The 26631-nt window shown below is 61.8% G+C and carries 21 protein-coding genes; 8 read left to right on the top strand and 13 right to left on the bottom strand.

Annotated features, from left to right (window positions below; genetic code table 11):
• Positions 1-208: 208 nt before the first annotated feature.
• Genes HX817_RS12310 through HX817_RS12285 form a run of 6 tightly spaced genes read right to left on the bottom strand, consistent with a single transcriptional unit; the run spans position 209 to position 7469 of the window.
• Positions 209-1606, bottom strand: coding sequence for a sigma-54 dependent transcriptional regulator (locus HX817_RS12310; RefSeq protein ID WP_003216481.1), 1398 nt, complete (start codon positions 1604-1606; stop codon positions 209-211).
• The gene (locus tag HX817_RS12305) at positions 1596-3374 is read right to left on the bottom strand and encodes a HAMP domain-containing sensor histidine kinase (RefSeq protein ID WP_102369840.1); all 1779 of its coding nucleotides are present in this window, start codon (positions 3372-3374) and stop codon (positions 1596-1598) included. Before HX817_RS12305 ends, HX817_RS12310 begins: the two co-directional genes overlap by 11 nt.
• On the bottom strand, positions 3374-4498 hold the full coding sequence (locus tag HX817_RS12300) for a GNAT family N-acetyltransferase (RefSeq protein ID WP_177020514.1): 1125 nt from the start codon (positions 4496-4498) through the stop codon (positions 3374-3376). Before HX817_RS12300 ends, HX817_RS12305 begins: the two co-directional genes overlap by 1 nt.
• 16 nt (positions 4499-4514) lie before the next feature.
• Entirely contained in the window at positions 4515-5381 is an 867-nt protein-coding gene (locus tag HX817_RS12295) for a carboxylesterase (protein ID WP_003216475.1), read from the bottom strand.
• Complete coding sequence (locus tag HX817_RS12290) at positions 5378-6772, bottom strand: aspartate aminotransferase family protein (RefSeq protein WP_003216473.1); 1395 nt, start codon at positions 6770-6772, stop codon at positions 5378-5380. Before HX817_RS12290 ends, HX817_RS12295 begins: the two co-directional genes overlap by 4 nt.
• The gene (locus tag HX817_RS12285; protein ID WP_008435530.1) at positions 6765-7469 is read right to left on the bottom strand and encodes an MtnX-like HAD-IB family phosphatase; all 705 of its coding nucleotides are present in this window, start codon (positions 7467-7469) and stop codon (positions 6765-6767) included. Before HX817_RS12285 ends, HX817_RS12290 begins: the two co-directional genes overlap by 8 nt.
• Positions 7470-7698: 229 nt before the next feature.
• On the opposite strand from HX817_RS12285, the gene HX817_RS12280 reads away from it, so the two are divergent.
• Positions 7699-8469 carry a MipA/OmpV family protein gene (locus tag HX817_RS12280; RefSeq protein ID WP_008435532.1) on the top strand — a complete coding sequence of 257 codons (771 nt, stop codon included), beginning with the start codon at positions 7699-7701 and terminating at the stop codon, positions 8467-8469.
• Between the two features lie 203 nt (positions 8470-8672).
• Here the strand turns inward: HX817_RS12280 and HX817_RS12275 are convergent, their stop codons facing one another.
• The gene (locus tag HX817_RS12275; protein WP_003216466.1) at positions 8673-9326 is read right to left on the bottom strand and encodes a DsbA family oxidoreductase; all 654 of its coding nucleotides are present in this window, start codon (positions 9324-9326) and stop codon (positions 8673-8675) included.
• Positions 9327-9388: 62 nt separating this feature from the next.
• Positions 9389-10408 (bottom strand): alpha/beta fold hydrolase, encoded by a 1020-nt coding sequence (locus HX817_RS12270; RefSeq protein ID WP_032899419.1) that lies wholly within the window; start codon positions 10406-10408, stop codon positions 9389-9391.
• Positions 10409-10611: 203 nt separating this feature from the next.
• Between HX817_RS12270 and HX817_RS12265 the strand changes: the two genes are divergently transcribed.
• Complete coding sequence (locus tag HX817_RS12265; protein ID WP_177040306.1) at positions 10612-16188, top strand: dermonecrotic toxin domain-containing protein; 5577 nt, start codon at positions 10612-10614, stop codon at positions 16186-16188.
• A gap of 96 nt (positions 16189-16284) precedes the next feature.
• Positions 16285-17202 (top strand): transcriptional regulator MetR, encoded by a 918-nt coding sequence (gene metR, locus HX817_RS12260; protein WP_003216460.1) that lies wholly within the window; start codon positions 16285-16287, stop codon positions 17200-17202.
• Between the two features lie 113 nt (positions 17203-17315).
• Here the strand turns inward: metR and HX817_RS12255 are convergent, their stop codons facing one another.
• From HX817_RS12255 to HX817_RS12235, 5 genes are all read right to left on the bottom strand, one after another.
• Positions 17316-17726 carry an NUDIX domain-containing protein gene (locus HX817_RS12255; RefSeq protein ID WP_177036176.1) on the bottom strand — a complete coding sequence of 137 codons (411 nt, stop codon included), beginning with the start codon at positions 17724-17726 and terminating at the stop codon, positions 17316-17318.
• A 48-nt stretch (positions 17727-17774) separates the two neighbouring features.
• On the bottom strand, positions 17775-19121 hold the full coding sequence (locus tag HX817_RS12250; protein ID WP_177040305.1) for an HD domain-containing phosphohydrolase: 1347 nt from the start codon (positions 19119-19121) through the stop codon (positions 17775-17777).
• A gap of 182 nt (positions 19122-19303) precedes the next feature.
• Positions 19304-19576, bottom strand: coding sequence for a type B 50S ribosomal protein L31 (locus HX817_RS12245; protein WP_003216453.1), 273 nt, complete (start codon positions 19574-19576; stop codon positions 19304-19306).
• Positions 19577-19676: 100 nt separating this feature from the next.
• A complete protein-coding gene (locus HX817_RS12240; protein ID WP_003216451.1) occupies positions 19677-21002 on the bottom strand; it encodes an APC family permease in 1326 nt (441 codons plus the stop codon).
• 228 nt (positions 21003-21230) lie between these two features.
• Positions 21231-22052 carry a carbon-nitrogen hydrolase family protein gene (locus HX817_RS12235; RefSeq protein ID WP_003216449.1) on the bottom strand — a complete coding sequence of 274 codons (822 nt, stop codon included), beginning with the start codon at positions 22050-22052 and terminating at the stop codon, positions 21231-21233.
• Between the two features lie 93 nt (positions 22053-22145).
• On the opposite strand from HX817_RS12235, the gene HX817_RS12230 reads away from it, so the two are divergent.
• From HX817_RS12230 to HX817_RS12210, 5 genes are all read left to right on the top strand, one after another.
• Positions 22146-22910, top strand: a complete 765-nt coding sequence (locus tag HX817_RS12230) for a LuxR C-terminal-related transcriptional regulator (RefSeq protein WP_003216446.1) — start codon at positions 22146-22148, stop codon at positions 22908-22910.
• A gap of 130 nt (positions 22911-23040) precedes the next feature.
• A complete protein-coding gene (locus HX817_RS12225; RefSeq protein ID WP_003216444.1) occupies positions 23041-24660 on the top strand; it encodes an FMN-binding glutamate synthase family protein in 1620 nt (539 codons plus the stop codon).
• Positions 24661-24681: 21 nt separating this feature from the next.
• Entirely contained in the window at positions 24682-24966 is a 285-nt protein-coding gene (locus HX817_RS12220; protein WP_003216442.1) for a putative quinol monooxygenase, read from the top strand.
• Between the two features lie 62 nt (positions 24967-25028).
• The gene (locus HX817_RS12215; RefSeq protein WP_003216439.1) at positions 25029-25325 is read left to right on the top strand and encodes a cupin domain-containing protein; all 297 of its coding nucleotides are present in this window, start codon (positions 25029-25031) and stop codon (positions 25323-25325) included.
• A 143-nt stretch (positions 25326-25468) separates the two neighbouring features.
• Entirely contained in the window at positions 25469-26593 is a 1125-nt protein-coding gene (locus HX817_RS12210; RefSeq protein WP_177040304.1) for an OpgC family protein, read from the top strand.
• The last annotated feature ends 38 nt before the right edge of the window (positions 26594-26631 follow it).

Genomic DNA, 26631 nt, shown 5'->3' with positions numbered 1-26631 from the left:
ATGGCCCGTCGCGGCGGCCCGCGGAACCGGGCCGGAGTGCGGGCATGCCGAGCCTAAGCGAGGCACCGAGTGGTGGGGCAAAGACCTTTTACTTTTGGCTGGGCCGGCATTCCGGGCGTTTGCCAAAAGTGACCCGCTGTAAGAGCGGAACCATAAGTCGCCGTTACCTAAATAGCGGATATGCCCCCAAGCAACCGCTCAGCGCCCCCTAGCGAACAATCTTGTCCACCTGAATCCCCAGCTTCTTCAACCGATACCAAAAACTGCGCTCGGAAATCCCGATCTTCTGCGCCGCCGCAGCCTGCACCCCGTTGCTCTCCTGCAACGCAGCCATGATGTAAGCCTTCTCCACCTCAGCCAGCGCCGCATCCAGATCCTGCGGCACACCCGGCCCGTTGCTGAGTATCGCACCCACCCCATCCTCAGCAGGCGTCGAAGCAAACAGATACGCCGGCAAATCAATATCCTCGATCACCGGCGTCGCCGCGACAATGGTCGCCCGCTCCACACAGTTCTGCAGCTCACGAATATTGCCCGGCCAGGAATACGCCGCCATGGCCTGCAACGCCTCGGGGCTGAAACCGGTGATGCGTTTGCCCGCCGTGGCACTCAAGGTCTGGGCAAAGTGCCGGGCCAGCGGCGCGATATCTTCCACCCGCTCACGCAAGGCCGGCAGCGGAATCGGAAATACGTTCAAGCGGTAGTAAAGGTCTTCACGAAACTCTTTGTTCGCCACCGCATCCAGCAAATTCTTGTTGGTGGCAGCGATCACTCGCACATCCACCTTGCGCTCGCGCGGGTCACCCACCGGCTCGATCACCCGCTCCTGCAAGGCCCGCAGGATTTTCGCCTGCAACGCCAACGGCATGTCACCCACCTCATCGAGAAACAACGTGCCCTTGTCGGCCTGCATGAAGCGCCCGACCCGATCCGCCACGGCGCCAGTGAAGGCGCCCTTGCGGTGGCCGAACATCTCGCTTTCCAGCAAGCCTTCGGGGATTGCCGCGCAGTTGACCGCCACAAACGGCTTGTCGGCGCGGTTGCCGTGTTTGTGGATGGCACGGGCGACCATCTCCTTGCCGGTGCCGCTTTCGCCCGTCAGCAGCACCGTAGCGTTGCTGTCGCGCACCGAGTCCACGGCGTGCAGCACGCGGCGGAACGCCGGGCTGTCACCCACCAGGCTGTCGAACTGCGCATGTTCATCCAACTCGGCACGCATGCGCGCGTTGTCGCGCATGATGTCGCGAAACTGCAGGGCCTTCGCCACCGTGATGTCCAGCTCGTCGATATCGAAGGGCTTGGCGATGTAGTCGTAGGCGCCGTTGCGCATCGACTGCACCGCGTTCTTCACGGTGCTGTAGGCGGTCATCACGATCACCGGCAGTTGCGGGTAGCGCACCTTGATTTCCGCCAGCAGCGCCGGCCCGTCCATGCCGGGCATGCGCCAGTCGCTGATCACCAGGTCGATGTCTTCCTGCTCCAGCACCTTGAGCGCGTGCAGGCCGTTGCCGGCGGTAAACACCTGGATCCCGCTCTGGCTCAAGGCCGACGAAAGCAAGTCACAGAGCTTGGGTTCGTCGTCAACTACCAATACGTTATGCGTCATCACCATCCTCATCATCGCCGTCGTCTGCACCCTGGGCCGGAATGTACAGGCTGAAGGTGGCGCCGGCATCTGTCTCGCTGACACATTCGATGCTGCCGTCATGACTTTCCATGATCGAGAACACTTTGGCCAGACCCAAGCCCGTGCCCGATGCCTTGGTGGTGACGAATGGTGTGAAGATCCGCTCGATCATGTCCGGCGCAATGCCCTCGCCGGTATCGCCGATGCTGATCACCGTGTTGCCGCCCACGCTGTGGATGCCCAGGGTCAGGCGCCCGCCTCCGGGCATGGCGTCGATGGCGTTGAGAATCAGGTTCAGGCACGCCTGCTTGAGCTGCTTGGCATCGGCATAAATCGTCGCGCCGGGAGCCGCATCATCAATTTGCGCGTCGATGTTATGGGTCGCAAGCTCAGGCCCGCAGAAGCCGAGGATCTCCTCCACCACCGGGCGTGCCGCCTGCACGGTGCGCAGCGGTGCACTGGGTTTGGCGAAGTCGAGGAATTCGGTGATCAGGTCGTTGATCCGGCTGACTTCGCTGATCACGTATTCGAGGTGACGCTTGTCGGTTTCCGGCAAATCGGCGCGGCGATGCAGCAACTGGGTGGCCGTCTTGATAATGCCCAGCGGGTTGCGAATTTCGTGGGCCAGGCCCATGGCCACTTCGCCCAGTGCATGCAGGCGGTCGCGGCGGCGCAGTTGCGCTTCCAGGTGATGCAACTCACCGAGGCGCTCGGTCATGTGGTTGAAGGTGCTGCTCAGTTGCGCCAACTCGTCGCCGCCGCTGACCGCCACACGGTGCTGATAGTTACCCGAGATCACCGCGCTGACGCCTTCGGACAGATCCCGCAATGGCCGGGTCAGGCGCTGGGACACCAGCATGCCCGCACCAAGGGACAACGCCGAGCTGAGCAGGAAGATCAACACGAACAGATTGCTCTGGTTCACCAGGCCCACCAGGCTGGTATGGCGCAGCAAGCCACTGAAGATCACCCCTTGCAGCTCGCCGGCATCGTTGAAGATCGGCCAGTACAAACCGCTGTAGTTGTTGGTGAATTGTTCGCTGGGCTGCTTGGTGCTGCGCAGCGCAGATTCGATACTCGAAGGAATCCGCGCGGGGTGATCGACAAAGCGCTGGGTGGAGAAAATCTCCGAAAACCCGCTGGGGTTGGCCAGGTACAAGCGCAGGTCGAGGGAATGCACATCGGCCACGCTGGTCAGGAAACTGCTGTCCAGATAAGTGGCCACCAGCAGTTGATAATCGACGCCGTCCTCGCTGGTCTCGAAGGTGGACACCACAACCCCGGTGGTCACGCCACCCACTTCGACCGTCTGCAACACCGCATTACTGGCCAGGTTTATTTGCTTGACGATGTCGTCGGCGGCGGTGGTAAACACGATTTTGTGGTCACTGCTGCGGATCAGCGCGACCACGTCGATGTCGGTGGCGGCGGCAATATCAGCGGTCAGCTTGTCGTGTTTCTCGGCCTGGCGCGACGACGGCGGCTTGGTGTAGCGCAGGAACAGTTGGGCGACCCGGGCGTTGTCGTGGAGGATGTCGCCGATCTCGTCCTTGACGATCTTGGTCGACTCCTGCAGCCAGATACGCACGTTACTGTCGAAGATCTGCGACAACGTCGTGGCGGCCAGCTCCGCCGCGATCATCGTCGGAATTACCGTCACCAGCCAGAACGCCAACACCAGCTTGCGCTGGACGCTCCAACGCGAAATGGCAAAGGGGCGGGCTTTTTGGCGGGTCTTGTTGATCATCAGGTTTCGCTTATCGCAGCAGCCATGGCAGGGTCGGATCGATCCGGTCGGAGAAACACTTTTGCAACGAACAGCGCACGGTTGACCAGCCAGTTACGGTGGCGGAAAAACATGCTGTTGCCCTGGAACTCGCAGCCCAGCAGCAACTTGCTGGCATAGCCGGCCTGACCACATTCATATAACGCAATATCGTTGCGAATACAGTAGTCGATGTTGGTTAACCAACTGCGCACCGCCAGGCTGTATTCGCGACTGTAGTTACTGTCTTCGCCGAAAAACTTGTCAATCAGGCGATCCCGGTTAAGCAGGATCAGGTTGAACGCCACCAGTTGCTCGTCCACCCAATAAAGCACACAGACCGCACGTTCCTGCAGCTGTTCAAGGATACCGGTGAAATAGCCTGCCGGCAGTCGCTCGAACTGCAGGTCGGAGCGTTCCAGGGTGGCCTCATACAGCGCCATGATGCGCGGCAGTACGTCGTCGATGTTGCGTCGCCACTCGACACGCGGCCCCGGCGCACGCAGTTTGCGACGCAGGTCCTTGCGGGTGGCTTTGTCCAGGGAACCGAGGTAGGCGTCCACTGAACCAAAAGGGATCGGCAACAAGGCCGTTGGCAGGCTGGGCATGCTCTGGAAACCCGCGCCAAGGCAGCTGTTTGACCAGCCTTCGTCCCTGGTCGGTGCATCCTTGACCGCCACCAGCCCGACGCCGAACGTATCGGCATCCTGGCGCGCGGCAGCGAGCAATTGCGCAAGCAGAGCCTCGCGCCCTGATTCGGCAACGTGGCTGGCGATGCCCGCATTGCACTGCTCCGCCACCGGCGAGCCGATGGCATACAGGCCCAACTTCAAAACACCCGGCCACAGTCGCTCCAGGCGCTCGGTAAAGCGCTTGCCTACGCCTGACACGGTGGTGTCGAGGCGATACCGCGTGATGAACGCCGGCGCGACCGCCACCAGCCTTGCATCGTCAAACACCGCGAGGTAGCGCCACTGAAAGTCATCAATAGCGGCGTTTTCCACGGCCACGTAATAGTCCCAATCCTCCAGGGCATCGGGAAAACAGTCGTTCCAGGCACTGCGTTCGATGGCCCGAATGGTCGAAAAGGCTTGGGCGGTGATCACGTCAAATCCTTAGGGTTCAAGCCAGCTGTCGATAATCTTCAGGTGCCTCTGTGGCGTGTGCGTGCTGCCCGACAAACTCGGCACTCAACTCGATCACCCGACGGTATTGCAGGTCGACGGTGATCATGTGGTAGCAGTTGTCCAGCAGGATCTTGGTCACGGGGCCGCCGAGATGGCGTTCCACGTAATCGGCGTTCCAACGGCTGGTGATGTCATCCTCGATGGAATGCAGCACCAGGGCCGGGGTCTTGATCGATGGCATGAGCTTCTTCACCACGGCATTCATCCAGTGCAACTCGCGCACCGTGACGCCCTCCATGGTCAAGAGACCCGCCTCGCTGCTCTCCCCTTCCTTCATCTGCCGCTCGACGATCGCCCGCAGGCGCTCGTTCTTGATGCCGTAGGGCGGCTTTTCAGTAAAGCGGAACAGGCGCACACCGAAGGGAATACGGATCAGCAAGGGCGTGATGAACGCCATCTTGTTGATGCTCCAGCCGTCGTACTTCAACGTCGTGGAGTACATCAGCAAGCCGGCAACCTGGCCGGGGAACTGCGACGCCACGTACATCGACATCACCGCGCCCATCGACAAGCCGCCGACGAATACCTGCTCGTGACGCTGTTTCACCGCGACGAAGGTCTTGCGCACGCCTTCGTACCAGTCCTGCCAGCCGGTGGCTTGCAGGTCGCTGTTGTCCCCGCAGTGGCCGGCCAGGGTCGGCACGTACACCGTGCAGTTACCGACCTTGGCCAACCCCTGGGCCACCCGACGGAGTTCCGTCGGGGTGCCCGTCAGGCCGTGGATCAACAGGATCCCAATCGGACCGCTACCGAGAACGAAGCCGGCATCACCTTCACCGAGGTCGATCTCGTGGCTGCTCACCGTTTGGTCGCTCGCACAAGCAGTTGCTCGAGCAGCTTCAGGCCCAGGTCGATTTCCGGGTAGCTGATTTCCAGCGACGGTGCCAGGGTGATCACGTTCTTGTAGTAGCCGCCCACGTCGAGGATCAGGCCGAGTTTCTGACCGTCAACCACCATGTCGCCCTTCATGCCTTCCTCGACCATGTAGTCCAGGGTCGCCTTGTCCGGAGTGAAGCCGTCCGGGCCGCAGATTTCGCAGCGCAGTGCCAGGCCCAGGCCGTCGACGTCGCCGATGATCGGGAAGCGTTTTTGCAGCTCTTGCAGGCCGGCCAGGAAGTATTTGCCCTTGGCCATGACCATTGCGCCGTAGTCGACTTCGCTGGTCATCTTGAACATTTCCAGGCCTACCGCGGTGCCCAACGGGTTGGACGCGAAGGTGGAGTGAGTGGAGCCTGGCGGGAAGATCTTAGGGTTGATCAACTCTTCCTTGGCCCAGATGCCGCCCAGCGGGTTCAGGCCGTTGGTCAATGCCTTGCCGAAGACGATCACGTCCGGCTTGACGTCGAAGTGTTCGATCGACCACAGCTTGCCGGTACGCCAGAAGCCCATCTGGATTTCGTCGACGACCATCAGGATGCCGTGCTGGTCGAGGACCTGCTTGAGCTCGCTGTAGAAGTTCATCGGCGGGATCACGTAGCCGCCGGTGCCCTGGATCGGCTCGACGTAGAAGGCGGCGTATTCGCTCTGGCCGACTTTCGGGTCCCACACACCGTTGTATTCGGTTTCGAACAGACGGGCGAACTGCTGCACGCAGTGGCTGCCGTATTCTTCCTTGGTCATGCCTTTAGGGCCGCGGAAGTGGTACGGGAACGGGATGAAGTTGGCGCGCTCGCCGAAGTGGCCATAGCGACGACGGTAGCGGTAGCTCGAAGTGATCGACGAAGCGCCAAGGGTACGGCCGTGGTAGCCGCCTTCGAAGGCGAACATCAGGCTCTTGCCGTTGGTGGCGTTACGCACCACTTTCAGGGAGTCTTCGATGGACTGCGAACCGCCCACGTTGAAGTGCACACGACCGTCGAGGCCGAATTTTTTCTTGGCGTCGACTGCGATCATTTCCGACAGCTCGATCTTGCCTTTGTGCAGGTACTGGCTGGCGATTTGCGGCAGGGTGTCGATCTGCTGTTTCAGCGCGTTGTTCAGGCGCGGGTTGGCGTAACCGAAGTTAACGGCCGAGTACCACATTTGCAGGTCGAGGTAAGCCTGGTCTTCGGTGTCCCACACGTAGGAGCCTTCGCAACGGCTGAAAATGCGCGGCGGGTCGATGTAGTGAACGGTGTCGCCGTAGGAGCAGTACTTGGCTTCTTTATCCAGAAGAACCTGGTCTTCTGCGGTAGCGATGCGGATATCAGACATGGTGGAAGAGTTCCTGATTGTCGGAAGAGGTGCTGAAGGAGGTGGCGTTGGCGGCGATGCCCTGAGGCAGCTTGGCCAGCAATGCCGGCAGTTCGGCGAAGGTGTCGAACCGCGCGTAAGGGATGTTGTTGGTTTCGCAGTAGTCGGCCAGGCTGGCCTTGGCGAAGACGAAGTCGGCGGTGGAGGCTACGCACATGTCGGACTTGCCGTCGCCGATCACCAGCACGCGCTTGTTGCGCGGCGTGGACTTGCACTTGCAGTTGCCGGAGGCGGCACGGCAGGCGTCGCTGGCATACGGGAAGTCGATGCGCCAGCTGTTCTGGTCGACCTGGCGCAGGCGGTTGGCGAGGATCGGCAGCAAGGTCACGTAGTTGCGCGACAGAATCCGCGCGATGCCTTGTTCGATGCCATCGCTGACCACTTCAATGGAAGCGCCCAGGCCCATGACGTGGTCGACGAAGTCCGGGAAGTCCGGATCGATCTCGACGCTGTCGAAATACGCCAGCAACTCGGCCGGGGTCGCCTTGATCAGCGCCAGTTGACGGCTCAGGCATTCGCGCGAACCGATGTGCCCATCCAGCCATTCCTGCTCGATGGTTTCCCACTCGGGGCCGGCGAAGCGTTGGAGGACGTTGTCGATGACGTCGGTAGGAGTGATAGTCCCGTCGAAGTCACACACGATATGCCAGTGGATCATCTGCATTTACCTATGAAGTAGGAACGCGCTGTTGCGCTTGCAGGGGATAGAGCATGGAGTGTGCCAAGTGCCACCAACCCCTGTTTTCAAAGGGTTTGGCGGGTATCGGCGTGTGGTTGTGTCGGAACTTGCTACAATTTTTGTAGCTTGCTACAACCTAGATGAGTGCTTGCCTAAGGCAGGGCGTTTGCGCGTTCATGCGCGCATGTTCACAAAAGGAAATGGCTCCATGTTCAGGGTTACTTTTGCTGTATTCACCGGTTTGCTGGGGCTGTGGGGCGTTTGCGGCGCTGCGCTGGCGGACGGAATTACCGGTGAAGCCGGCGCAGGCGTCAGCTATCAGCCCCACGATCCCACGGGCAGCCGCTACGAAACGCGGCCGATCCCTTATTTCGATCTGGATTGGGGGAGTGTCAGCCTGGGTACCGACGATGGGCTGACCTGGAGTGCGCTCAATACCAACGGTTTTACCGCGGGGCCCTATATCAATTACCTGCCGGGGCGCACGGCCAATGGCTCGTTGCGTGGGTTACGCGATGTTTCGGACATGGCCGAGATCGGCGGTTTCATCCAATACGCTCCGGCTGAGTTCTGGCGGGTGTATGCACAGGTGGGTCAGGCCGTGGGCGGGGCGCGTGATCAAAGCGGCGTGGTGGGCAAGCTCGGCGGCGAGTTGGGTTATCCGTTGGGGAGCGGCATTATCGGCAGCACCGGCTTGATGGCGCACTTTGCCGATGCCCGCCAGGCGCAGACGTTTTTCGGGGTGGATGCCAATGAGGCTGCGGCCTCCGGGTTTCGGCCGTATAACGCCAGTGCCGGGTTTCAGAACCTGACGTTGACGCAGAGTTTTGAGTTTCCTTTGGATGCGAAGTGGTCGCTGTTGACCAGTGCCAGTTGGATACACCTGGTGGGGTCAGCGGCCAATAGCAGCATCGTCAAGGAGACCGGGGATGTGAATCAGGGGCAGGTGCAGACGGCCATCAGCTATAAGTTTGATTGAAGCAACAGCAAAATCAAAGGCGGGCACGCTCCAAATGTGGGAGCGGGCTTGCTCGCGAAGGTCGTTAACGATGACTCGGGCATCCTGATTCAACGCGGCGCCCTCTGGTTCTTCGCGAGCAAGCCCGCTCCCACATAAAGCGGCTCTGCTTTTGCTTCTAACACTCAGGTCGGCTGCTTTTGATTTTTATCTGACAGCCCCATTCAGCCCTTGGCCTCACTGATAATCTGCCGAATCGCCCCGACAAACGCCTCAGCCGGCTGCCCACCACTCACCGCGTACTGATCGTTGAACACGATGGTAGGCACAGAAGTCACCCCGCGAGACACCCACAACTGCTCCTGCTCCCGCACCTCGGCGGCATATTCGTCCGAAGCCAGAATTTCCTCTGCCCGCACACGGTCCAGCCCAACACCCTCGGCAATCCCCGCCAACGTCCCGTGATCAGACGGATCCTGCTGGTCAGTGAAATACGCCTTGAACAATGCTTCCTTGAGGTTGTACTGCAACCCCTCAAGCCCCGCCCAATGCAACAGGCGATGCGCATCAAACGTGTTGTAGATACGACTCTGCCCGTCAGTACGAAACGCAAACCCCAACTCCGCACCCATATCACGAATCCGCGCCCGGTTAGCTTGGGACTGCTCAGCCGTGGAACCGTACTTTTCAGTGATGTGCTCGGTAATGTTCTGCCCTTCGGCAGCCATGTTGGGGTTCAGCTCAAACGGCTGGAAATGAATCTCGGCCTGCACCTCCGGACCCAGTTGGTCCAGGGCCTCGGTCAAGCCACGCAGGCCAATGATGCACCAGGGACACGACACGTCGCTGACGAAATCGATTTTCAGGGGAGTACTCATGACTAGGCAACCTCGCTGGCATTAAACGCCGGAAAGGTCCCACGATACACCCCGTCAAGCCCTTACAAAACCTTCGCAGGCACCACCGGGTCGATCTGCGCCCAATGCGCCGCATCCTGCCGATGCGCTTGCAAGTAGGGCAAGACCGCCGCCAGCAACGGCGCCTTGAACGCCTCCTGGAAACGATGGGCCAGCCCCGGAATCAGCCGCAACTGGCTGCCCTGGATATGCGCCGCCAGGTGCACCCCATGCATCACCGGCAACAACGGATCGGCCGTGCCATGCACCACCAGCGTCGGCACCCGCAGTTGATTGAGCAACGGCACCCGGCTCGGTTCGGCAAGGATCGCCATGATCTGGCGCTTCACACCGTCAGGGTTGAACGCCCGGTCGTACGACTGCGCCGCCTGCTGCAACAGCACCTTGCGATCATCCTTCACATAAGGACTGCCCAGCGCCGCCAGCAGGTCGGCCTGTTGTTCCAGGGCCACTTCACGATTGGGCGCGCTGCGGCGCGACAACAGTTGCACCAGCGCCGCACTCGGTGCCGGCAGGCCTTCGGCGCCGGAGCTGGTCATGATCAGCGTCAGGCTTTCCACTCGTTGCGGCGCCATGGCCGCCAGGTGCTGGGCGATCATGCCGCCCATGCTCGCGCCCAGCACGTGGAATTGCTGGATGTGCAAGCCGTCCATCAAGCCCAGTGCGTCGTCCGCCATGTCGGTCAGGGTGTAGGGCGCCGCCACCGGCAGGCCGAGCTTGTAGCGCAGCACTTCAAAGGTCAGGTTGGCGCTGGCCGGTGCCTGGCGCCAGGTGGACAGCCCGACATCACGGTTGTCATAACGAATCACCCGAAAGCCCTGCTCACACAGGGCCACCACCACTTCGTCCGGCCAGTGGATCAACTGCCCGCCCAGGCCCATCACCAGCAGCAAGGCCGGGTCGGAGGCACGACCAATGCTCTGGTAGGCCAGGCTCACCTGTTCCAGATCAACCCGTTCAGTCGGGACATTCACATCACATCGAGAAGCCGCAAAGGACGGCAGGCCGAATAACAGAGCGGCCATGAAAAACAACACGCGCATGAAAAACACCGAAACGCAGAACCCCAGTAGAGCGCGAGTCTGATGAACTTTGTACAAGCGCGCTGCCACAGTTCAGTGACAGTTTGATGAAGGGCGCCCAACGGTCATCCGCGTATCTATCTATCACCTCACGCCCTGGCCCCGCCTTTTTAATGGTGCATTCACCGGCAAGCCCGGTCTCACCAGAGCATGAACACACCATCATGAGTGACCTCACCCTACTTCCCCCGTCTGCCACCCTGAGCGACTTCGCCTCACCGTCGCTTCCAGGCCAGGCCCGCCTCCAGGACCAGAGCCTGTCCCTGCAAGCCTCAGCGCGCTGGCGCGAAAGCCAACAGGAACTGCATCAACTGATTGCCCAGGCACCCGGCGTGCGCGACTCCATCGAACAACTGCTCACAGAGCATTGGCAACTGGGCGCCGCACCGGTCGGCCTGGGTTTTCTCAAGACCGAAGATCACGACGAGCACTTCGTCAGCCTGGTGGATGCCTGGGGATTTATCTGCCAGTTTCCAGACATCTCCCCCACCCTGGATGCCCGCAGCACCGTGGTCGGCCTGGCGTCCCACCGCCTGTCAGCCCTCACGCCCGTGCAATTGCTCAAGCGGCTCCAGGCACTGGGCCTGGGGAAACTGCTCAGCGCCCGCTGGGAAAACTATTGGAGTACCCGGGCGCCGGGTACGCCGTTGTCCCGTCGCGAGCGGGCGGCACAACTGTACTGCCAGCATTTCGAGGCCTGCGGGCAATCGGCCTATGCCCAGGGAAGGCTGGGTGCCCAACAACTGATCTCGTTGCAGACAGTGCTCAACCCGGTCACCACCCCCAATGGCGTACGCCCCGTCGAGACCTGCCAGCTGGCGTTGCTGCTGCCCGACCAGAGCAAGGTCAAATTGGCTGGCGCCTGGGTCATCTCCGTGGGCCAGGAGCCGCTGTTGACACAAACCCTGTACCTGCCCTGCCGGCAACCCGGCGTGATGGTCTTCAGCCAACGCCGCGACATGGAGCAGTGGCTGGTCGCAGCGCATCAGCAACTGATCCCGCCGGACGTCGCGGCTGACGCTGTCACCGTCGAATACAGCTCGCGCACCGAACCCCTGGAGCACGGCATTCTGGACCTGCTGTCGCACCTGCACGCGGCTCAGCTGGAAAGCCTGCGCAACCGTCATCGCAATGGCAGTGACCTGGCCCGTTACGCCAGCCATGCCCTGGATGATGCCGACCGCCTGGACAGCCAGCGCCGGGAAATCCCGATGCTTATCGCACCGCATCAACCGGCAGATACGCCCGGCCCGGACGCTGACGACCTGCCTCCTGCCCTGCCCTTCGGCCATCTCAGCGCCGACATTGCCCTGGGCCAACGCTGGGCCGCGATCAGGCTGCAACGCAGCGCACTGGAGCGCTTCCTGGGCGATGGCCCTGAGCAAACCGCCCGGCTGGCGCAGTTGAAGGGTTTGATGCAAGCGCTGAAAGACGCAGAGCAGGCCGGCAATGATGCCGCCAGCGGCCTGCTGGCAAAAAAAGCCGCCTTCGATCAACTTGAGCTGCGGCAAAAACCCAATCCGGACTATGACGCGCTCTACCAGGCGCGGCTCGCCGCCCTGCGCGCCGAGGGCGCCATCCAGCACGCGCTCCAGCAGATCAGCGATGAAGAACACGGCCTGCTCCTGGCCGTCACGGAACACCCCGCGGCCCCGGAACGCCGCCCGGCTGTCGCGGTGACCCGCCTGATCCTCTCCAGCCGTGACCCAAGGGAAGGTTCCGAGGAGCTGACAGGCCTGTTGCTCATCACCCAGACCAGCGCGCTGACCTCTTCGGCGCCCCACAGCCTGTTGCTGTACTGGCCCGGCAATGCAGGGGGCCTGCAGCGTTTCGAATCCCGCCAAGCCCTGGAACACTCGCTGTTCAAGCTGTCGAGCGAAGCGCAGGACGTCACCCTGCAATTGTCGCTGCTCACCGGCGACCCGATTGAATACTCGTTGCAACAGCAGCTGTACGCCAGCGAACAACAGGCGTATGCGCTGATCTCCCTCTTCCCGGTGCCTCCGTTCGGCCAGGAGCGAACCGAAGGCCTGGACAGACTCAAAGAGCAAACCCTGTTTACCCTGCAAACCCCGGTGTGCCCGGCGCGGGAACTGGCGTATGGACAACTGCTCGAGCAACAACGCAGCAGCACCCTGGCCGGGGCACTGCCTGGGGAGTTGAGCCAGTTGCCGGCAGATGAACGCCTGGCACTCAAGCACCTGATACACGCGCAGATCAGCGCCCTGCATCGCTCGCAGCAATTGCTCGAACGCGAGCTGGAACCCTTCGACGACTTCGGCCAGCGCCGCCTGGACCAACGCCTGCGCGAAGACTTCCAGCTTGAACACACCTGGTCGGTGCAACTGGACCTGCCCGATACGGTCAGCCAGGAGCGCGAATACCTGTCCGAATACGCGGGCCCGGGTACACCGTTCAAGTATGTGACGGTGCCCAGTGCCCGCCGCAGCACCCTGTCATTGTTGCAACTGGCCCAGCAAAACATCGACCCGACGCTGGCCCAGCGCCTGACCTACATGAAGCTCGATGTCTCCGGCCCCAATGCCCCTGAAACCACCCGGCTGACCACCGGCCTGTCCCTGGAATACCTGAAGACCCTGGTCAAGGAGCTGGACCTCGCCGGGGCCTACGAAAGCTTGATCACCCGCACCTTCCTCGGTGATCCCGCGGCGGCGCCTTTCACCACGCAGCACCGTCGCGAATGCCTGACCGAGCCCCTGCGCCTGATGCTCATGCTGCAAGGCAAACGCGCGCGGGCCCTGGGGCGATTCGACGACAACGATCTGCGGCTGCTGAACATCGCCATCGACGCCGACAACGCGGATGCCTGGCAGGCGCAGGGCAAGAAAATCGCGCTGCTGCCGGCCACGCTGAGTGCGGGCGGTGAAGATACCGACTTTGGTCCGACCACCCTGTCAGGGATCACCTTCATCCAGGAACAAATCTCCGGCACAACCCTGCTGTACCTGCCAAACAGCCCGGACAACCAGGACCTGCGGCGCTACCCGAGCCTGGAACTGGCCCGCAAGGCGCTCTACGACCTCAGCCTGGTCAGCGGCATGAGCGCCTACCTGGCCGGCCTGGCCATCAAGGGCGACACCGCCGCCCACCTCGCCCGGATCGCCCAGGCCCAGCAACGGAATTTTGATCCGGTCTTTGCCGTCGGAACCCCGTGGCCGGCCACCACCTCGCTGGCCGCCCATTTGCTGAACGCCCATATGGGCCGCGTCATAGAAGCGCACCGCGCGACCTCGCGCTCCAACGCGGCCTTGTTGCTGGAGCAGAATGCGCTGCGCGCCGGGCTGATCTTCAACTACCTGAAAATCGCCCTGGGGCTGGTGCCTTTCGTGGGTTCGGTCGTCGCGTTGTATGACGCCTGGTCCAGTGCCAACCTGGCCACTGCTGCGTTCCTGCGCGGGAACGTCGGCCATGGCCTGGCCGAGGTCGAGGCGGTGCTGTTGTCGCTGATCGACTGCGCCATGGACATTCTGCCGGGCAGCCTCGTCCTGCCGGTCAACGCCCGCGCCGCCACGCGCCAGCGTCAATTGCGCCATCTGGCCAGCAGCGCCGCCAGCCTGCACCTGCCCTCGGTCACCCAGGCTCGGCGGGCGGCACAGCGTTTCGCCGGTTATGAATATGAAGGAGTGATCTCGCTGGCCGGGCTGCAACCGCAGACCCACGGTTTTTATCGCAATGTGTACCGGCATACCGAAGGCGACTTCATCATGCGGCGCGGGCGCATCTATCAGGTTGAGCTGGCCGGCGATCCCCTGGACTGGCGCCTGAGCCCGACCCGCAGCAAAACCTACAAGCAGCCGATTGCCCTGGATGAAAACGGCGAATGGGACACTCACTACGGCGTCTACGGCAGCGCATTCAAGGGTGGCCTGGCGGGTGGCGGCAGCGTGCTCGGGCATATGGCCGAAGTGCTTGATCCGATCTGGCCCCAGTCGATCCGTGATTACTTGCCACGCTGGTGGACCGACCGCGCCCTGCGCCGCCAACAGGCGCTGGCCAACAGTATCAACAGCCGCGAAGACCTGATTGCGCTCTCCATTAACCGAACCGAAGAACTGATGGCCCGCACCGACAGCGCAGGCCCGGCGATCCGCAGAGCCTTCGAGCAGGACATCGAGCTGTACAGCCGCCAGTATCAGGAACTGACGGAGTTCGTGCCCTTTACCAGCGGCAACCGCCAGCGCGCGATCAGAGAGGACATGAGCCGCAATGCGGCGCGCCTGACCCTGACCACCCTGAACCGGGCGCGCTATCACTTCAAGCAGATCGAGGCACGGATCCTGGAGCTTGGAACCCATAACATGACCGCCATCTCCCCCGAGGTTTTCGACACCTTGGCAATCGTTCCCGCCATGCTGGAGATCCTGCGGCAGCGTAAAAGGATCAGCAGCGAGATTCTGCGTGACCTGGACCGGATCGATGCCGACTTTTCCCAGTTCAACCGCTGGTTCGATCAGGTTACCGATGCCGCCCACCGTACCCGGCTAAGCCCGATGCTGGAGCAATTCCGACGTACGCTCAATGACAGCTACCGCACGCACCTGAAATTTTTACACCGCTTCGATACCCTTGAGACTTACCCCGAAGTTGCCGAGCTGTCTTGGTTCTACTTGCGGGCCCAGGCCCGGGACAGCTACGCCAAAGTCAACCGCGCATGGGCTTCGCATTTTGAACTGCCCAACGCCAGCGCCAACATCACACAGCGGCGCAAGGTGCTGGAAGACTGCATACAGGCCTATGAACAATTCCGGCTGACCATCCGCACCTGGAACCTCGGTTACCCCCAGCATTTCGACCAGGCGCAACTCAGTGCGTTTTTCGTCGACATTGACCAGATGATCGAACTCGCCCGCCGGGCCATCAAGGAGTCGCCGGCAAGCCGCCCACCGGCCGGGCAACCCGTGCGGCGGGTATTCGACACCGAGGACAATATTTCCCTGGTGGGCACCGAGAGCATCGACCCACAAACCCAAGCCACCACTTACCAGGTTGAGAGCGCCAGCGGGCGCGTCGAGACCTGGGTGAAGGGCCCCGGCGGCAAGTCCCGGCTCAAGGACATTGCCGCCTCGGAACCCGCGCCGCCGGAGTCCAACGTCAAGCCGTTCGTGGTAAGCGAAGCCAGGGCTCGCCTGGACAACGTCGCGCTGTACGAAAGCCGCGCCACCGCCTACACCGAGCAAAAAATGCTGCCGGTGGACCTGGAGCACCTGCTGGTCAGTGAAGCGGCCGAGTTGAACCTGCGGGCCAATCGCCTGGAACGCCTGGACCCTACCGAGGACCTCGTGCGCCAACTGCGGGCCAAGGCCATGGAGCTGACCATCAAGGGCCGCAACCTGCGAATCCGCCAGACCCTCGCCAGCAAAACCCCCACCGAAGGCTATCTGGACTACCTTCGCGAACAACGGGTGGTGGAGATTCGCAAGGGCGAACCGGCCCGCAACCTCAATGAAGGCAAGAAAGGACGGGCGGATTATCTTCAGGAATACGTGGTTCAGGACCTGACACAAACGCCGCCCGCCACCCTGTGGTACGCGCACTTTCACTACGACAAGGCCGGGGCGCAGTTCGACGAATTCACCAAGGCCCACTTGAAGATTCCTGAGCAGCGCAACCTGGGCCTGCAATGGCAAGTCGCCCAGGCGCAAGCCGGGGCCGCGGTGGACCCTATCTGGCGCGGCAATATCGGGCGAGCGCTGGCCACCCGGCACTTTGCCGGGGTGTGAGGCGGCGGGACTTGAGCACGACGGTCGACAGGCCTATCAACATGAGACAAACTCAACCGATCCGAATTTGTCACAAGTTATATTCATGGAGACCCCGTGCTCGAAATCCGCCATCTCAAGACCCTGCACGCCTTGCGCGAAGCCGACAGCCTGGTGGAGGCCGCTGAGCGTCTGCACCTGACGCAATCAGCACTCTCCCACCAGTTCAAGGAACTGGAAGAGCGCATGGGCATGCAGTTATTCGTGCGCAAGACCAAGCCGCTGCGCTTCACCAGCGCCGGCCTGCGCCTGCTGCAACTGGCGGACGCCACCCTGCCCTTGCTGCGCGGTGCCGAACGCGACATCGCGCGCCTGGCCGGCGGCACGGCCGGGCGTTTGCACATGGCCATCGAGTGCCACAGTTGCTTCCAGTGGTTGATGCCGACCATCGACCAGTTCCGCGATGCCTGGCCGGAAGTCGAGCTGGACCTGGCCTCCGGCTTCGCCTTCGCGCCGCTGCCGGCCCTGGCCCGTGGCGACCTGGACCTGGTGGTGACCTCGGACCCGCTGGAGCTGCCGGGCATCACCTATGTACCGCTGTTCACCTACGAAGCCATGCTCGCCGTGGCCAACCAGCACCCGCTGGCGAACAAGCCGTACATCGTGCCCGAAGACCTGATCAGCGAAACCCTGATCACCTACCCGGTGGAGCGGGATCGTCTGGACATCTTCACCCGCTTCCTGGAACCGGCGGATGTAGAACCGGCCCAGGTGCGCACCTCGGAACTGACGGTGATGATGATGCAGTTGGTGGCCAGCGGTCGCGGCGTGTGCGGCATGCCCCATTGGGCGCTGCATGAATACAGCTCCCGGGGGTATGTGAAGGCCAAGCGGCTGGGGGAGAAAGGTTTGTTTGCCACGCTGTACGCCGGGATTCGCGCCGACATGCTGGACGCGCCGTACATGCGTGATTTTCTGCTGACGGCCAAGGACACCTCGTTTTCGACCCTGGACGGCGTCAGCGCCGTTCGCTGACCTGTAGCGGATACCTGTGGCGAGGGAGCTTGCTCCCGCTGGGCTGCCCAGCAGACCCAAAAATCCTGGGGCCGCTTCGCGCCCCAGCGGGAGCAAGCTCCCTCGCCACAAGATCAGGCAGGGATCAGAGAGGCGCGATAGAACGGCAGAATCAAATCCCGAGTCAGCGGCGCAAGCTGCAAACCGCCGTCGCCCGCCGGGTCGATCCAGCACACCTCTTCAATCTCGGCAGCCGGCATCACCGCCACGTCGATGTGCACCTGGAACAAATCGGCCTGCACCACAAACCCCGGCTCATTCGCCGCCGGCGCCGAGAACTGCCCAAGGTACACAGCCGCCGCCGGATCAACTCGCAGGCCCAGTTCTTCGTGCAGCTCACGGGCCAAAGCCTCTGCGGGTTGCTCGCCGGCATCGATCTTGCCGCCCGGCTGCATGAAGGCCTGGGTGCCGCGCTTGCGTACCAGCAGGGTCTGGCCGTCGCTGCCGATCAGCAGGGCGGCGGCGATGCGAATGGTGGAGGTCATGAAAAGGTCGCCTTGAATACAAAGGCGCAAGGATCCCATGAACCGGTCTCACCCCGAAAGCAGTGCCTCATCCGGCTCCTTGATGAACACGCTGTACTTCGCCCCTTCCATGGCCTCGAACGCAATCAGCTTGTCCACCAGCAGCAGGTTCAACACCTTGCCGGCGTTGAGCAGCAGCATGCCGTTGTCGGCGTTGAGGTTGCGCGCCAGCACCATGCCTTCGGCCAGTTCGCGGGTGGTCAGGACCTTCACCGACGGGTCGCCCAGGGTCACGTCACTGAGGAACGCGGCGCAGGCCTGGATGAAGTCCTCGACCATGTCCGGGTCGTAAAGGCGCCCGGCGTATTTGCGGATGTAGAGCAGCGCTTCGTCGCTGTTCATCTGCCGTTCGAGGATCAAGCCGCGTTGCAGTTCGATGAAGTCCACCGCCAGTTTCAACAGGCGCGAACCTACAGGTATTGCTTCGCCCTTGAGGTGGTCGGGAAAGCCGCTGCCGTCCCAGCGTTCCTGGTGATGGCGGATCAAGCGTGCCGCGTCTTTCATCGGTTCCAGGGTCATCAGCAACGATTCGCTCTGGGCCGGATACGCCCGGTACCGCTCACGGTAGGTGCTGTGCAGCAGGTCGCTGGGAGAGACCATCATGTTGTCGCTCCAACTCAACTTGCCGATGTTGTAGAGCGCGGCGGCCATGGTCAGGTCGCGATTGCTGGCCTCATCCAGGCCGCGGCCGTGGCACCAGGTGCGCACCAGCTCGATGATCTGCCGGTTGGTTTGCTTGGCTCGGGGCAAGCGCAGGTTGGCCAGCAGCGAGAACACTTCGGTGCCGGTGGCGTAGCTGTGTTTGAGTTCTTCGTAGGCCAGGTCGAGCATGTCAGCGGTTTGCTGCAGCTCGCTGGTGCGTGAGGCCACGCGTTTTTCCAGGCTGGCGTTGAGTTGCTTGAGTTCGTCGTTCTGCTGGCGGGTCAATTGCTCCAGGCGCAGGCGCTCACGCTCGGAGTGTTGATGGGCCAGGGATTGCCGCAACGCCAGCAGCAGTTCTTCGTCTTTCCAGGGTTTGCTCAGGTAGCGGTAGATCTGCCCTTCGTTGATGGCCTTGATGATCAGCGTCAGGTCGGTTTCACCGGTCAGCAGGATGCGCACGGTGTGCGGGTAATCATGGTGGATCTGCGCAAGCAGGGTGGCGCCGTCCATGTCCGGCAGGCGCGCGGCACTCATCACCAGGTCGACGGGTTGCTGCGCCAGAATCGCCAGCGCGTGAGCGGCGTCGGTGGCGCTGCATAATTCAAAGGGTTCCAGGCGCAGCAACTGCGTCAGGCGGTCCAGCACGTCCGGGTGTGCGTCAATCAACAGCACCACCGGGCGGTCGGGATTTGCGAAGGTTACTGACTCTCCCATGGGGCACCTCGTATAGCGTCGATGTGCGTGTCCTACGGTCAAGGTAACAGCCTCCTGGCCATTACCCAGCAGTTTAGTCGGTTTTTCTTTGCAGCGATGGCCTTGCGACATCACTTCGTCAGATGGGCATAAAAAAGGGCCACTTCATTGAATGAAGCGGCCCTGAGGTAACGCGCGGTGCATCACGCCTCGGCGGTTTTACCGGCCGAACCAAACGACGCAAATCGCTTGTTGAAGCCGGCGATGCGGCCTTCGGACTGGGTCTTGCGCTGTTGGCCGGTGTACACCGGGTGCGAGGCGCTGGACACGTCCAGGAGCACGTAGGGATAGGTATTGCCGTCGCTGTGTTGTTGCGTACGGTCGGTTTCCACGGTGGAACCGATCAGGAAGAAAACGTCGGCGGCGGTGTCATGGAACAACACGGTGCGGTAGTCGGGGTGGATACCAGGTTTCATAAGGCCTCCGGGGCGTCTGGGTGAACATCAAGCGTTATACAGTAACACAAATGATGCACCCAAACGAGAACCGATTGCAATAAGAATAGACCCCGAGCTTCTATGCGGCTTCCTGGAAGTCCATTTCCGGGGGCTGCCGGGAGAAGCCCCGCGTCAGGAAACCCAGGTACACCAGGCCAATCGCCAACCAGCTCAGGCCCAGGTAAATCGCCAGGTGATCAAGGCTGACCATCAACCACAAATCCGCCACCAGGCCGATGGTCGGGAACACCAGGAACAGCACCAACTCCCGCAAACCGCGCTGCTTGGCACCGATCCAGTAGTGGAAGATCACCGACAGGTTCACCAGGCTGAAAGCCAGGAACGCACCGAAGTTGATGAACGAGGTGGAGGTGGTGACGTCCAGTCTCAACGCCAGTAACGCAACCACCGCGCACAGCAGGATGCTGTTGACCGGCGTACCGAAGCGCGCGTGCAAGGTACCGAAGAACGACTTGGGCAACACCCCGTCGCGCCCCATCGCAAACAGCAACCGCGAACCACTGGCCTGCGCCGACAGCCCCGAGGCGAACTGGCCGACGATCAGGCCGATCAGGAAGATCGACACAAACAGGTCGCCGCCAATGTTGCGGGCAATCTCGTAGGCGGCAGAATCCACGTCGGTGAACTCGAACGATGGGTGGGCGATCTGCACGAAGTACGACACACCGACGAAGATCAGCCCGCCGATCAGGGTGATCAGCATGATCGCCCGGGGAATCGTGCGGCGCGGGTCGCGGGTTTCTTCGGTCAGGGTGCTGACCGCGTCAAAGCCCAGGAACGAATAGCAGGCGATCGCCGCGCCACTCATGATCAACGGCATTTGCATCTGGCCGTTGAAGAACGGGGTGATGGTCCACAGCGGCTTGCTCGCATCACCGCCGATGTAGTGGATGCACAGCGCGACGAAGGCGACCAGCACCAGGAACTGCACCAGCATCAGCAAGGCGTTGATGCCGTTGGCGAGTTTCAGGCCGATGATGTTGATCACACTGGTGACCCCGATAAACGCCAGTACCCAGACCCATTGCGGCACGGCCGGGAAGGCCGAATGCAGGTAGGCCGCGCCGATCAGCCAGATGGCCATGGGCAGGAACAGGTAGTCGAGCAACACCGCCCAACCGGCGATAAACCCGAGCTTGGGGCTGATGGCCTTGCGCACATAGCTGTAGGCGGACCCGGCCACCGGGAACGCCGAGGCCATGCGGCCGTAGCTCATGGCGGTGAAGAACATCGCCACCAGGGCGGCCAGGTAAGCGGCCGGGACCATGCCGGCGGTGGATTGCGCCAGGATACCGAAGGTGCCCAGGACAATGATCGGTGTCATATAGGCGATGCCAAACAGCACCACCGACCCTAACGACAGGGTGCGTTGCAAACGAGCCATGAGCGATTCTCCGCGCAATTATTAGATTTATGGCAGAACTGAAGTCGGTGCAGCGAACGCAATAATTTTTATGGTTGAAGCAGCTTTTTGGTGAAATGCAGCTTCTGTGGCGAGGGGGCTTGTCCCCCGTTGGGCTGCGAAGCGGCCCCAGAAAAAGCGGGAGCGCTTCGCACTCCAACGGGGGACAAGCCCCCTCGCCACAACAGCATCCTTGCCACGAGACCCGTGTCAGGGTTTGGGGATCAACAATTCCCGCGTCCCGTCCTCGCGCTCAATCACCTCCCCCGGCAATTTCAAGCGCTGGTCATCCAGGTAGCGATAGTCCTGTCGCGCCGCCGCCAGTTGCCCCAGGTCCAGTTCAACGCTGAACTGCCCTTCCCCGCGCCCGGCTTCAAACAGCAAGCTGCCGAACGGGTCGACCAGCGCACTGCCACCGGCGAACATCAGGCCGTCGTCGCCCTCTTCCACTCGGTTGACCATCAGCGCGAACGCCTGGTTTTCCTGGGCGCGGGCCATGATCGCAGTGCGGTGGGTGGGGCCGTACGGGTCCATGTTGCCGTTGGTGACGATCAACACTTCAGCGCCCAACTGCGCCAGGGCCCGGGCGGTTTCCGGGAATTCGATGTCGTAGCAGATCAACAGGCCAACTCGCACGCCGTTCCACACGCAGGTGGCGTAGCGGTCACCCGGGGTGAAGACGCCGCGGTCCGAGGCCCACAGGTGGGTCTTGCGATAGCGCAGGGCGATGCCGTCCGGGGTGATCATCAAGGTGGTGTTATAGAATTGGCCCGCGTCGCTCTCGGCCATGCCGATCACCACGGCGATGTTGCGCGCGCGCGCGGCCTGGATAATCGCCTGCACGGTCGGGCCGTCCACCGGCTCGGCCACCTCGGCCACGGTGCCGGCGGTCGGGAAGCCCATCAGGTGGGTTTCCGGGAATACGACCAATTGGGTATCCGCCGCACACGCAGCAATTGCCGCCAACGCGCGCTCAAGGTTGTAAGCTGTGCCGTTATCGCGGCCTGCCAGCTGGGCAAATTCGACCTTCATGGTTATTCCTTGTTCTTTATCTGTGGCGCAGTATGCGCAGCCGCGAACACTCGGGAAATCACGCAGCCGGGTTAACCCTATGGGGGTAGATGCATGACATTGTCGCTGGAAGACATCGCCTGGCACCGTTCGGTGGGGCAGATGATAGACGCCCTGGACCAGCCGAATTTCTGGACGCAGCTGGTCCGGTTGCTGGACCAATATGTGCCGTTCGACAGTTGGGTGGTGTTGCTGTTCAGCAGCGAGCACAAACCCCTGGTGTTCGCCGAATGCCCGGGCCAGGACGGCGAACCCGACCATCTGTTCCAGGATTACCTCAACGGTTTATACCTGCTCGATCCCTTCTACATCGCCAGCCGCGAACACTCGCGCACCGGACTGTTTCGCCTGGCCGAAGTGGCCCCGGAGCATTTCGAGCTGACCGAGTATTACCAGCGCTACTTCCGGTTGAACGTGGTGGCCGATGAAATCCAGTTCAACTGCCAGCAACCGGACGGGCGAACCCTGTGCCTGTCCCTGGGCTCCAAACAGCGCTTTGACCCACAGCAGATTGCCCTGCTGTCGCTGATTCAACCGTGGGTACTGGGCTTGCTGCGCCAGCGCCTGCCCCATGAACTCAACCAGGTGAGCGCTCCGGAGCAGCCGATCCACAACGATGGCTGGGGCGCGCAACTCACCGCGCGGGAGCTGGATGTGGGCCGTTTGATGCTCAGTGGTTGCTCCAGCAAGGAAATCGCTCGTAAGCTGGAAATCTCTGTTGAAACCGTGAAAGTCCATAAGAAACACATGTACAGCAAGCTAGGGATCAAATCCCAGTCGGAGCTGTTCTCGATTTTTCTGCAGGCGCAAAACGCCTGATCGAGCCCTGTAGGAGCGAGCTTGCTCGCGAAAAACGTCAATGCACCGCGGTCATCCAGACAACCGCGCTATCGTTAACGACCTTCGCGAGCAAGCTCGCTCCTACAGGATAAAAACTAAGGAACCCTGTATGAGCCTGTCCTTGTTAAGCCGTTACGCGTTCTTTGCCGTCTGCGTCATTTTCACCCTCGCCAGCATGCCGTTTATCGAACACGAATGGCTGTGGCCGATCGCCGTGGTCACCGGCATCCTTAGCCTGATCGGCATTTTCGACCTGCTGCAAAGCCCCCACGCGGTGCGCCGCAACTACCCGATCCTGGGCAATATCCGTTACCTGGTGGAAGGCATCCGTCCGGAAATCCGCCAGTACCTGCTGGAATCCGACAGCGACGCCCTGCCCTTTTCCCGGGCCCAGCGCTCGCTGGTCTACTCCCGCGCCAAGAATGAAAGTGCCGACAAACCCTTCGGCACGCTGATCGACGTGTACCAGTCGGGCTTTGAGTTTATCGGCCACTCCATGCGCCCCGCGCCGCTGAGCGACCCCAGCGCGTTTCGCGTGATCGTCGGCGGCCCGCAATGCAAGCAGCCCTACTCGGCCTCGGTGTTCAACATCTCGGCCATGAGCTTCGGTTCGCTGAGCGCCAACGCGATTCGCGCGCTCAACCAGGGGGCCAAGCTCGGCAACTTCGCCCATGACACCGGTGAAGGCAGCATCAGCCCCTATCACCGGGAAAACGGCGGCGACCTGACCTGGGAGCTCGGCAGCGGCTACTTCGGCTGCCGCACCAGCGCCGGCCTTTTCGACCCGGAACGCTTCGCCGTGCAGGCGCAGAACCCGCAAGTGCGGATGATCGAAATCAAGATGAGCCAGGGCGCCAAACCGGGCCACGGCGGGATCCTGCCCAAGCACAAGGTCACCCAGGAAATCGCCGACACCCGCGGCATCATGATGGGCGAGGACTGCATCTCGCCGTCGCGCCACAGCGCGTTTTCCACTCCCATCGAAATGATGCACTTCATCGCCCAGCTGCGTGAACTGTCGGGCGGCAAACCGGTGGGCTTCAAGTTCTGCCTGGGCCACCCGTGGGAATTCATGGGCATCGCCAAGGCCATGCTCGAAACCGGCATCCTCCCGGACTTTATCGTGGTGGACGGCAAGGAAGGCGGCACCGGCGCCGCGCCGGTGGAGTTCACCGACCACATCGGCGTGCCGCTGCGTGAAGGCTTGCTGTTCGTGCACAACACCCTGGTGGGCTTGAACCTGCGGGACAAGATCAAGCTCGGCGCCAGCGGCAAGATCGTCAGCGCGTTCGACATCGCCAGCGTCCTGGCCATCGGTGCCGACTGGGCCAACTCGGCGCGGGGCTTCATGTTCGCCATCGGCTGTATCCAGTCGCAAAGCTGCCACACCAACAAATGCCCCACCGGGGTGGCCACCCAGGACCCGTTGCGCCAGCGCGCACTGGTGGTGCCGGACAAGGCCCAGCGCGTGTTCAACTTCCACCGCAACACGTTGAAGGCCCTGGCCGAAATGCTCGCTGCCGCCGGTCTCGACCACCCTTCGCAACTGTCGGCCAAGCACCTGGTGCGGCGCATGTCGGCCACCGAGATCAAGCTGTTCTCGCAGTTGCATGTGTTCCTGAAACCTGGCGAATTGCTCACCGGCGAAGTGAACGGCGAGTTTTATTCGCGCATGTGGCAGATGGCGCGGGCGGACAGTTTTGAGCCGAATGAAATCGCGGCTGCCTGATCTTTTTAACGGAACGATACGATGCTGAAAGTGATTGCCGAAGACTTCATCAAACCCGAACACCTCGACACCGTGCGCCCGTGGTATGCGGAACTGGTGGAAAAAACCCGCCAGGAACCCCTGTGTATTGCCTACGATCTGTTCGTCGACCAGAAAGACCCCGGACACTTTATCTTTATCGAGCAATGGCCCGACCAGGCCGCGCTGGATGCGCACTGTCAGACAGAGCACTTCACCCGCCTGGTGCCGCAGATCAACCAATACGAAGCCAAACCCTGCCGGGTTTTGCTGATGGACGCGTTCTAAACCATCCCCTTTCCTGCTGAACCGGACCACCGAACGGCATCGTTGAAACAAGGAGCTTCACCATGCCGTTACTCGACTTCACCGCCCTTGCCGCCCAACTGCCGGACACCTGGAAATCCACCCGCGTGGGCCAGGTCGGCCCGGCGCGGATCAAGGTGCTGCGCATGGATGCACAGGCTTATGAAGAAGAAACCCACGACTACAACGAAGGGCTGTTGGTGATCGACGGTCTTTTGCGCCTGTCTATTGGCGAGGAGGCCATCGACGTCGGCGCCGGTCAGATGTACCTGGTTGAAGCCGGCATCGCCCACGCGGTACTCGCCGGCAGCCAAGGCACGCTGGTGATCATCGACGTTTAAACAAAGCGATGAGACATTCAGCAAAAAACTCAGCTTTGCAATTGCTTACAAATACCGCCAACCTGCGCCCGCCCGACGTACGGCTCGACTGAAGCCGTCGTCCACTTGTCATTACTAAACCCCTTGTTCAAGAGCCCGCTGCCATGTTGAACGGACGCGACCCGCGCATCGATTTTTTTCGGGGCCTGGCGTTGATCTTTATTTTCTGGGATCACGTGCCCCACAACCCTCTGGGCCAGATCACCTTGCGCAACTTCGGTTTCAGCGACGCGGCGGAAGTCTTCGTGTTCCTGGCCGGTTATGCGGCCGTGCTGGCCTACGGCAAGATCCTGCAGCGCGACGGTTATCTGATCGCCTGCGTGAAGATCTGGCGGCGCACCTGGGTGCTGTACGTGGTGCACATCTTCCTGCTGGCGATGCTGATGGGCATCGTGTTCTTCGCCAACAGCCATGTGGAAACCCGCGACCTCGTTGAAGAGATGGGCCTGACGCACTTCGTCACTCATCCCCAGCAAGCCCTGGTGGATGAACTGCTGTTGCGCTTCAAACCCAACCTGATGGACCCGCTGCCGCTGTACATCGTGCTGCTGGGCTGCCTGCCGCTGGTGTTGCCGTTGCTGTTGCGCAAGACCTGGGCGGTGGTGGCTGTTTCGCTGGCGGTGTACTTGCTGGCGCCGCACCTGGGCTGGAACCTGGCGGCGATTGCCGACGGCGTGTGGTATTTCAATCCGGTGACCTGGCAGTTGCTGTTTGTGCTGGGCGGCGCGGCGGCGATTCATGCCGGGCAACCCCGCCCTGTCAAGACTCGGCGCCTGTTGCGTCAGCCATTGTTCGTCGCTGCGGCGGTGTATGCGCTGTTGGCGGGGGTTCTCACGCTCTCGTGGCGCTGGCCGGAAATCCACGACGCGCTGATGCCGTCGGCGCTCAGTGACCTGCTGTACCCCATCAGCAAGACCGACCTGTCGCCGGTGCGCCTGCTGCATTTTCTGGCCCTGGCCTATGTCACCGCCAAGCTGCTGCCTGGCCGCGAATGGACGCAGAACTGGCTGGCCCGACAAACCTGCCGTATGGGGCGCTACTCCCTGGAAGTGTTCTGCCTGGGGGTGCTGCTGGCGCCACTGGCAGACATGATCAATGCGATCACCGGCGATGCCTTCGCCATGCAGATTTTCACCGCACTGGTAGGCGCCGGGTTGATGGCGTTGCTGGGGGCCTGGCTGGACTTGAACAAGCGGCTCACGCAACCGGCGCGCGTTGCCACCGCCTGAAAAACAAAAAGCCCCGTAAGGGGCTTTTTGTTGAGCGC

Origin of the sequence: Pseudomonas sp. C6002 (assembly GCF_013385805.1) — a bacterium.
GTDB lineage: Bacteria > Pseudomonadota > Gammaproteobacteria > Pseudomonadales > Pseudomonadaceae > Aquipseudomonas.
The sequence above is the reverse complement of the archived record's forward strand: the minus strand, read 5'-3'. Positions and strand labels throughout refer to the sequence as shown.

Excerpts from the sequence above, each read along its gene's own strand:
- HX817_RS12310 (WP_003216481.1), bottom strand. The coding sequence starts at position 1,606 with ATGACGCATAACGTATTGGTAGTTGACGACGAACCCAAGCTCTGTGAC.
- HX817_RS12305 (WP_102369840.1), bottom strand. The coding sequence starts at position 3,374 with ATGATCAACAAGACCCGCCAAAAAGCCCGCCCCTTTGCCATTTCGCGT.
- HX817_RS12290 (WP_003216473.1), bottom strand. The coding sequence starts at position 6,772 with ATGTCTGATATCCGCATCGCTACCGCAGAAGACCAGGTTCTTCTGGAT.
- HX817_RS12285 (WP_008435530.1), bottom strand. The coding sequence starts at position 7,469 with ATGATCCACTGGCATATCGTGTGTGACTTCGACGGGACTATCACTCCT.
- HX817_RS12280 (WP_008435532.1), top strand. The coding sequence starts at position 7,699 with ATGTTCAGGGTTACTTTTGCTGTATTCACCGGTTTGCTGGGGCTGTGG.
- HX817_RS12275 (WP_003216466.1), bottom strand. The coding sequence starts at position 9,326 with ATGAGTACTCCCCTGAAAATCGATTTCGTCAGCGACGTGTCGTGTCCC.
- HX817_RS12270 (WP_032899419.1), bottom strand. The coding sequence starts at position 10,408 with ATGCGCGTGTTGTTTTTCATGGCCGCTCTGTTATTCGGCCTGCCGTCC.
- HX817_RS12265 (WP_177040306.1), top strand. The coding sequence starts at position 10,612 with ATGAGTGACCTCACCCTACTTCCCCCGTCTGCCACCCTGAGCGACTTC.
- HX817_RS12255 (WP_177036176.1), bottom strand. The coding sequence starts at position 17,726 with ATGACCTCCACCATTCGCATCGCCGCCGCCCTGCTGATCGGCAGCGAC.
- HX817_RS12250 (WP_177040305.1), bottom strand. The coding sequence starts at position 19,121 with ATGGGAGAGTCAGTAACCTTCGCAAATCCCGACCGCCCGGTGGTGCTG.
- HX817_RS12245 (WP_003216453.1), bottom strand. The coding sequence starts at position 19,576 with ATGAAACCTGGTATCCACCCCGACTACCGCACCGTGTTGTTCCATGAC.
- HX817_RS12240 (WP_003216451.1), bottom strand. The coding sequence starts at position 21,002 with ATGGCTCGTTTGCAACGCACCCTGTCGTTAGGGTCGGTGGTGCTGTTT.
- HX817_RS12235 (WP_003216449.1), bottom strand. The coding sequence starts at position 22,052 with ATGAAGGTCGAATTTGCCCAGCTGGCAGGCCGCGATAACGGCACAGCT.
- HX817_RS12230 (WP_003216446.1), top strand. The coding sequence starts at position 22,146 with ATGACATTGTCGCTGGAAGACATCGCCTGGCACCGTTCGGTGGGGCAG.
- HX817_RS12225 (WP_003216444.1), top strand. The coding sequence starts at position 23,041 with ATGAGCCTGTCCTTGTTAAGCCGTTACGCGTTCTTTGCCGTCTGCGTC.
- HX817_RS12220 (WP_003216442.1), top strand. The coding sequence starts at position 24,682 with ATGCTGAAAGTGATTGCCGAAGACTTCATCAAACCCGAACACCTCGAC.
- HX817_RS12215 (WP_003216439.1), top strand. The coding sequence starts at position 25,029 with ATGCCGTTACTCGACTTCACCGCCCTTGCCGCCCAACTGCCGGACACC.
- HX817_RS12210 (WP_177040304.1), top strand. The coding sequence starts at position 25,469 with ATGTTGAACGGACGCGACCCGCGCATCGATTTTTTTCGGGGCCTGGCG.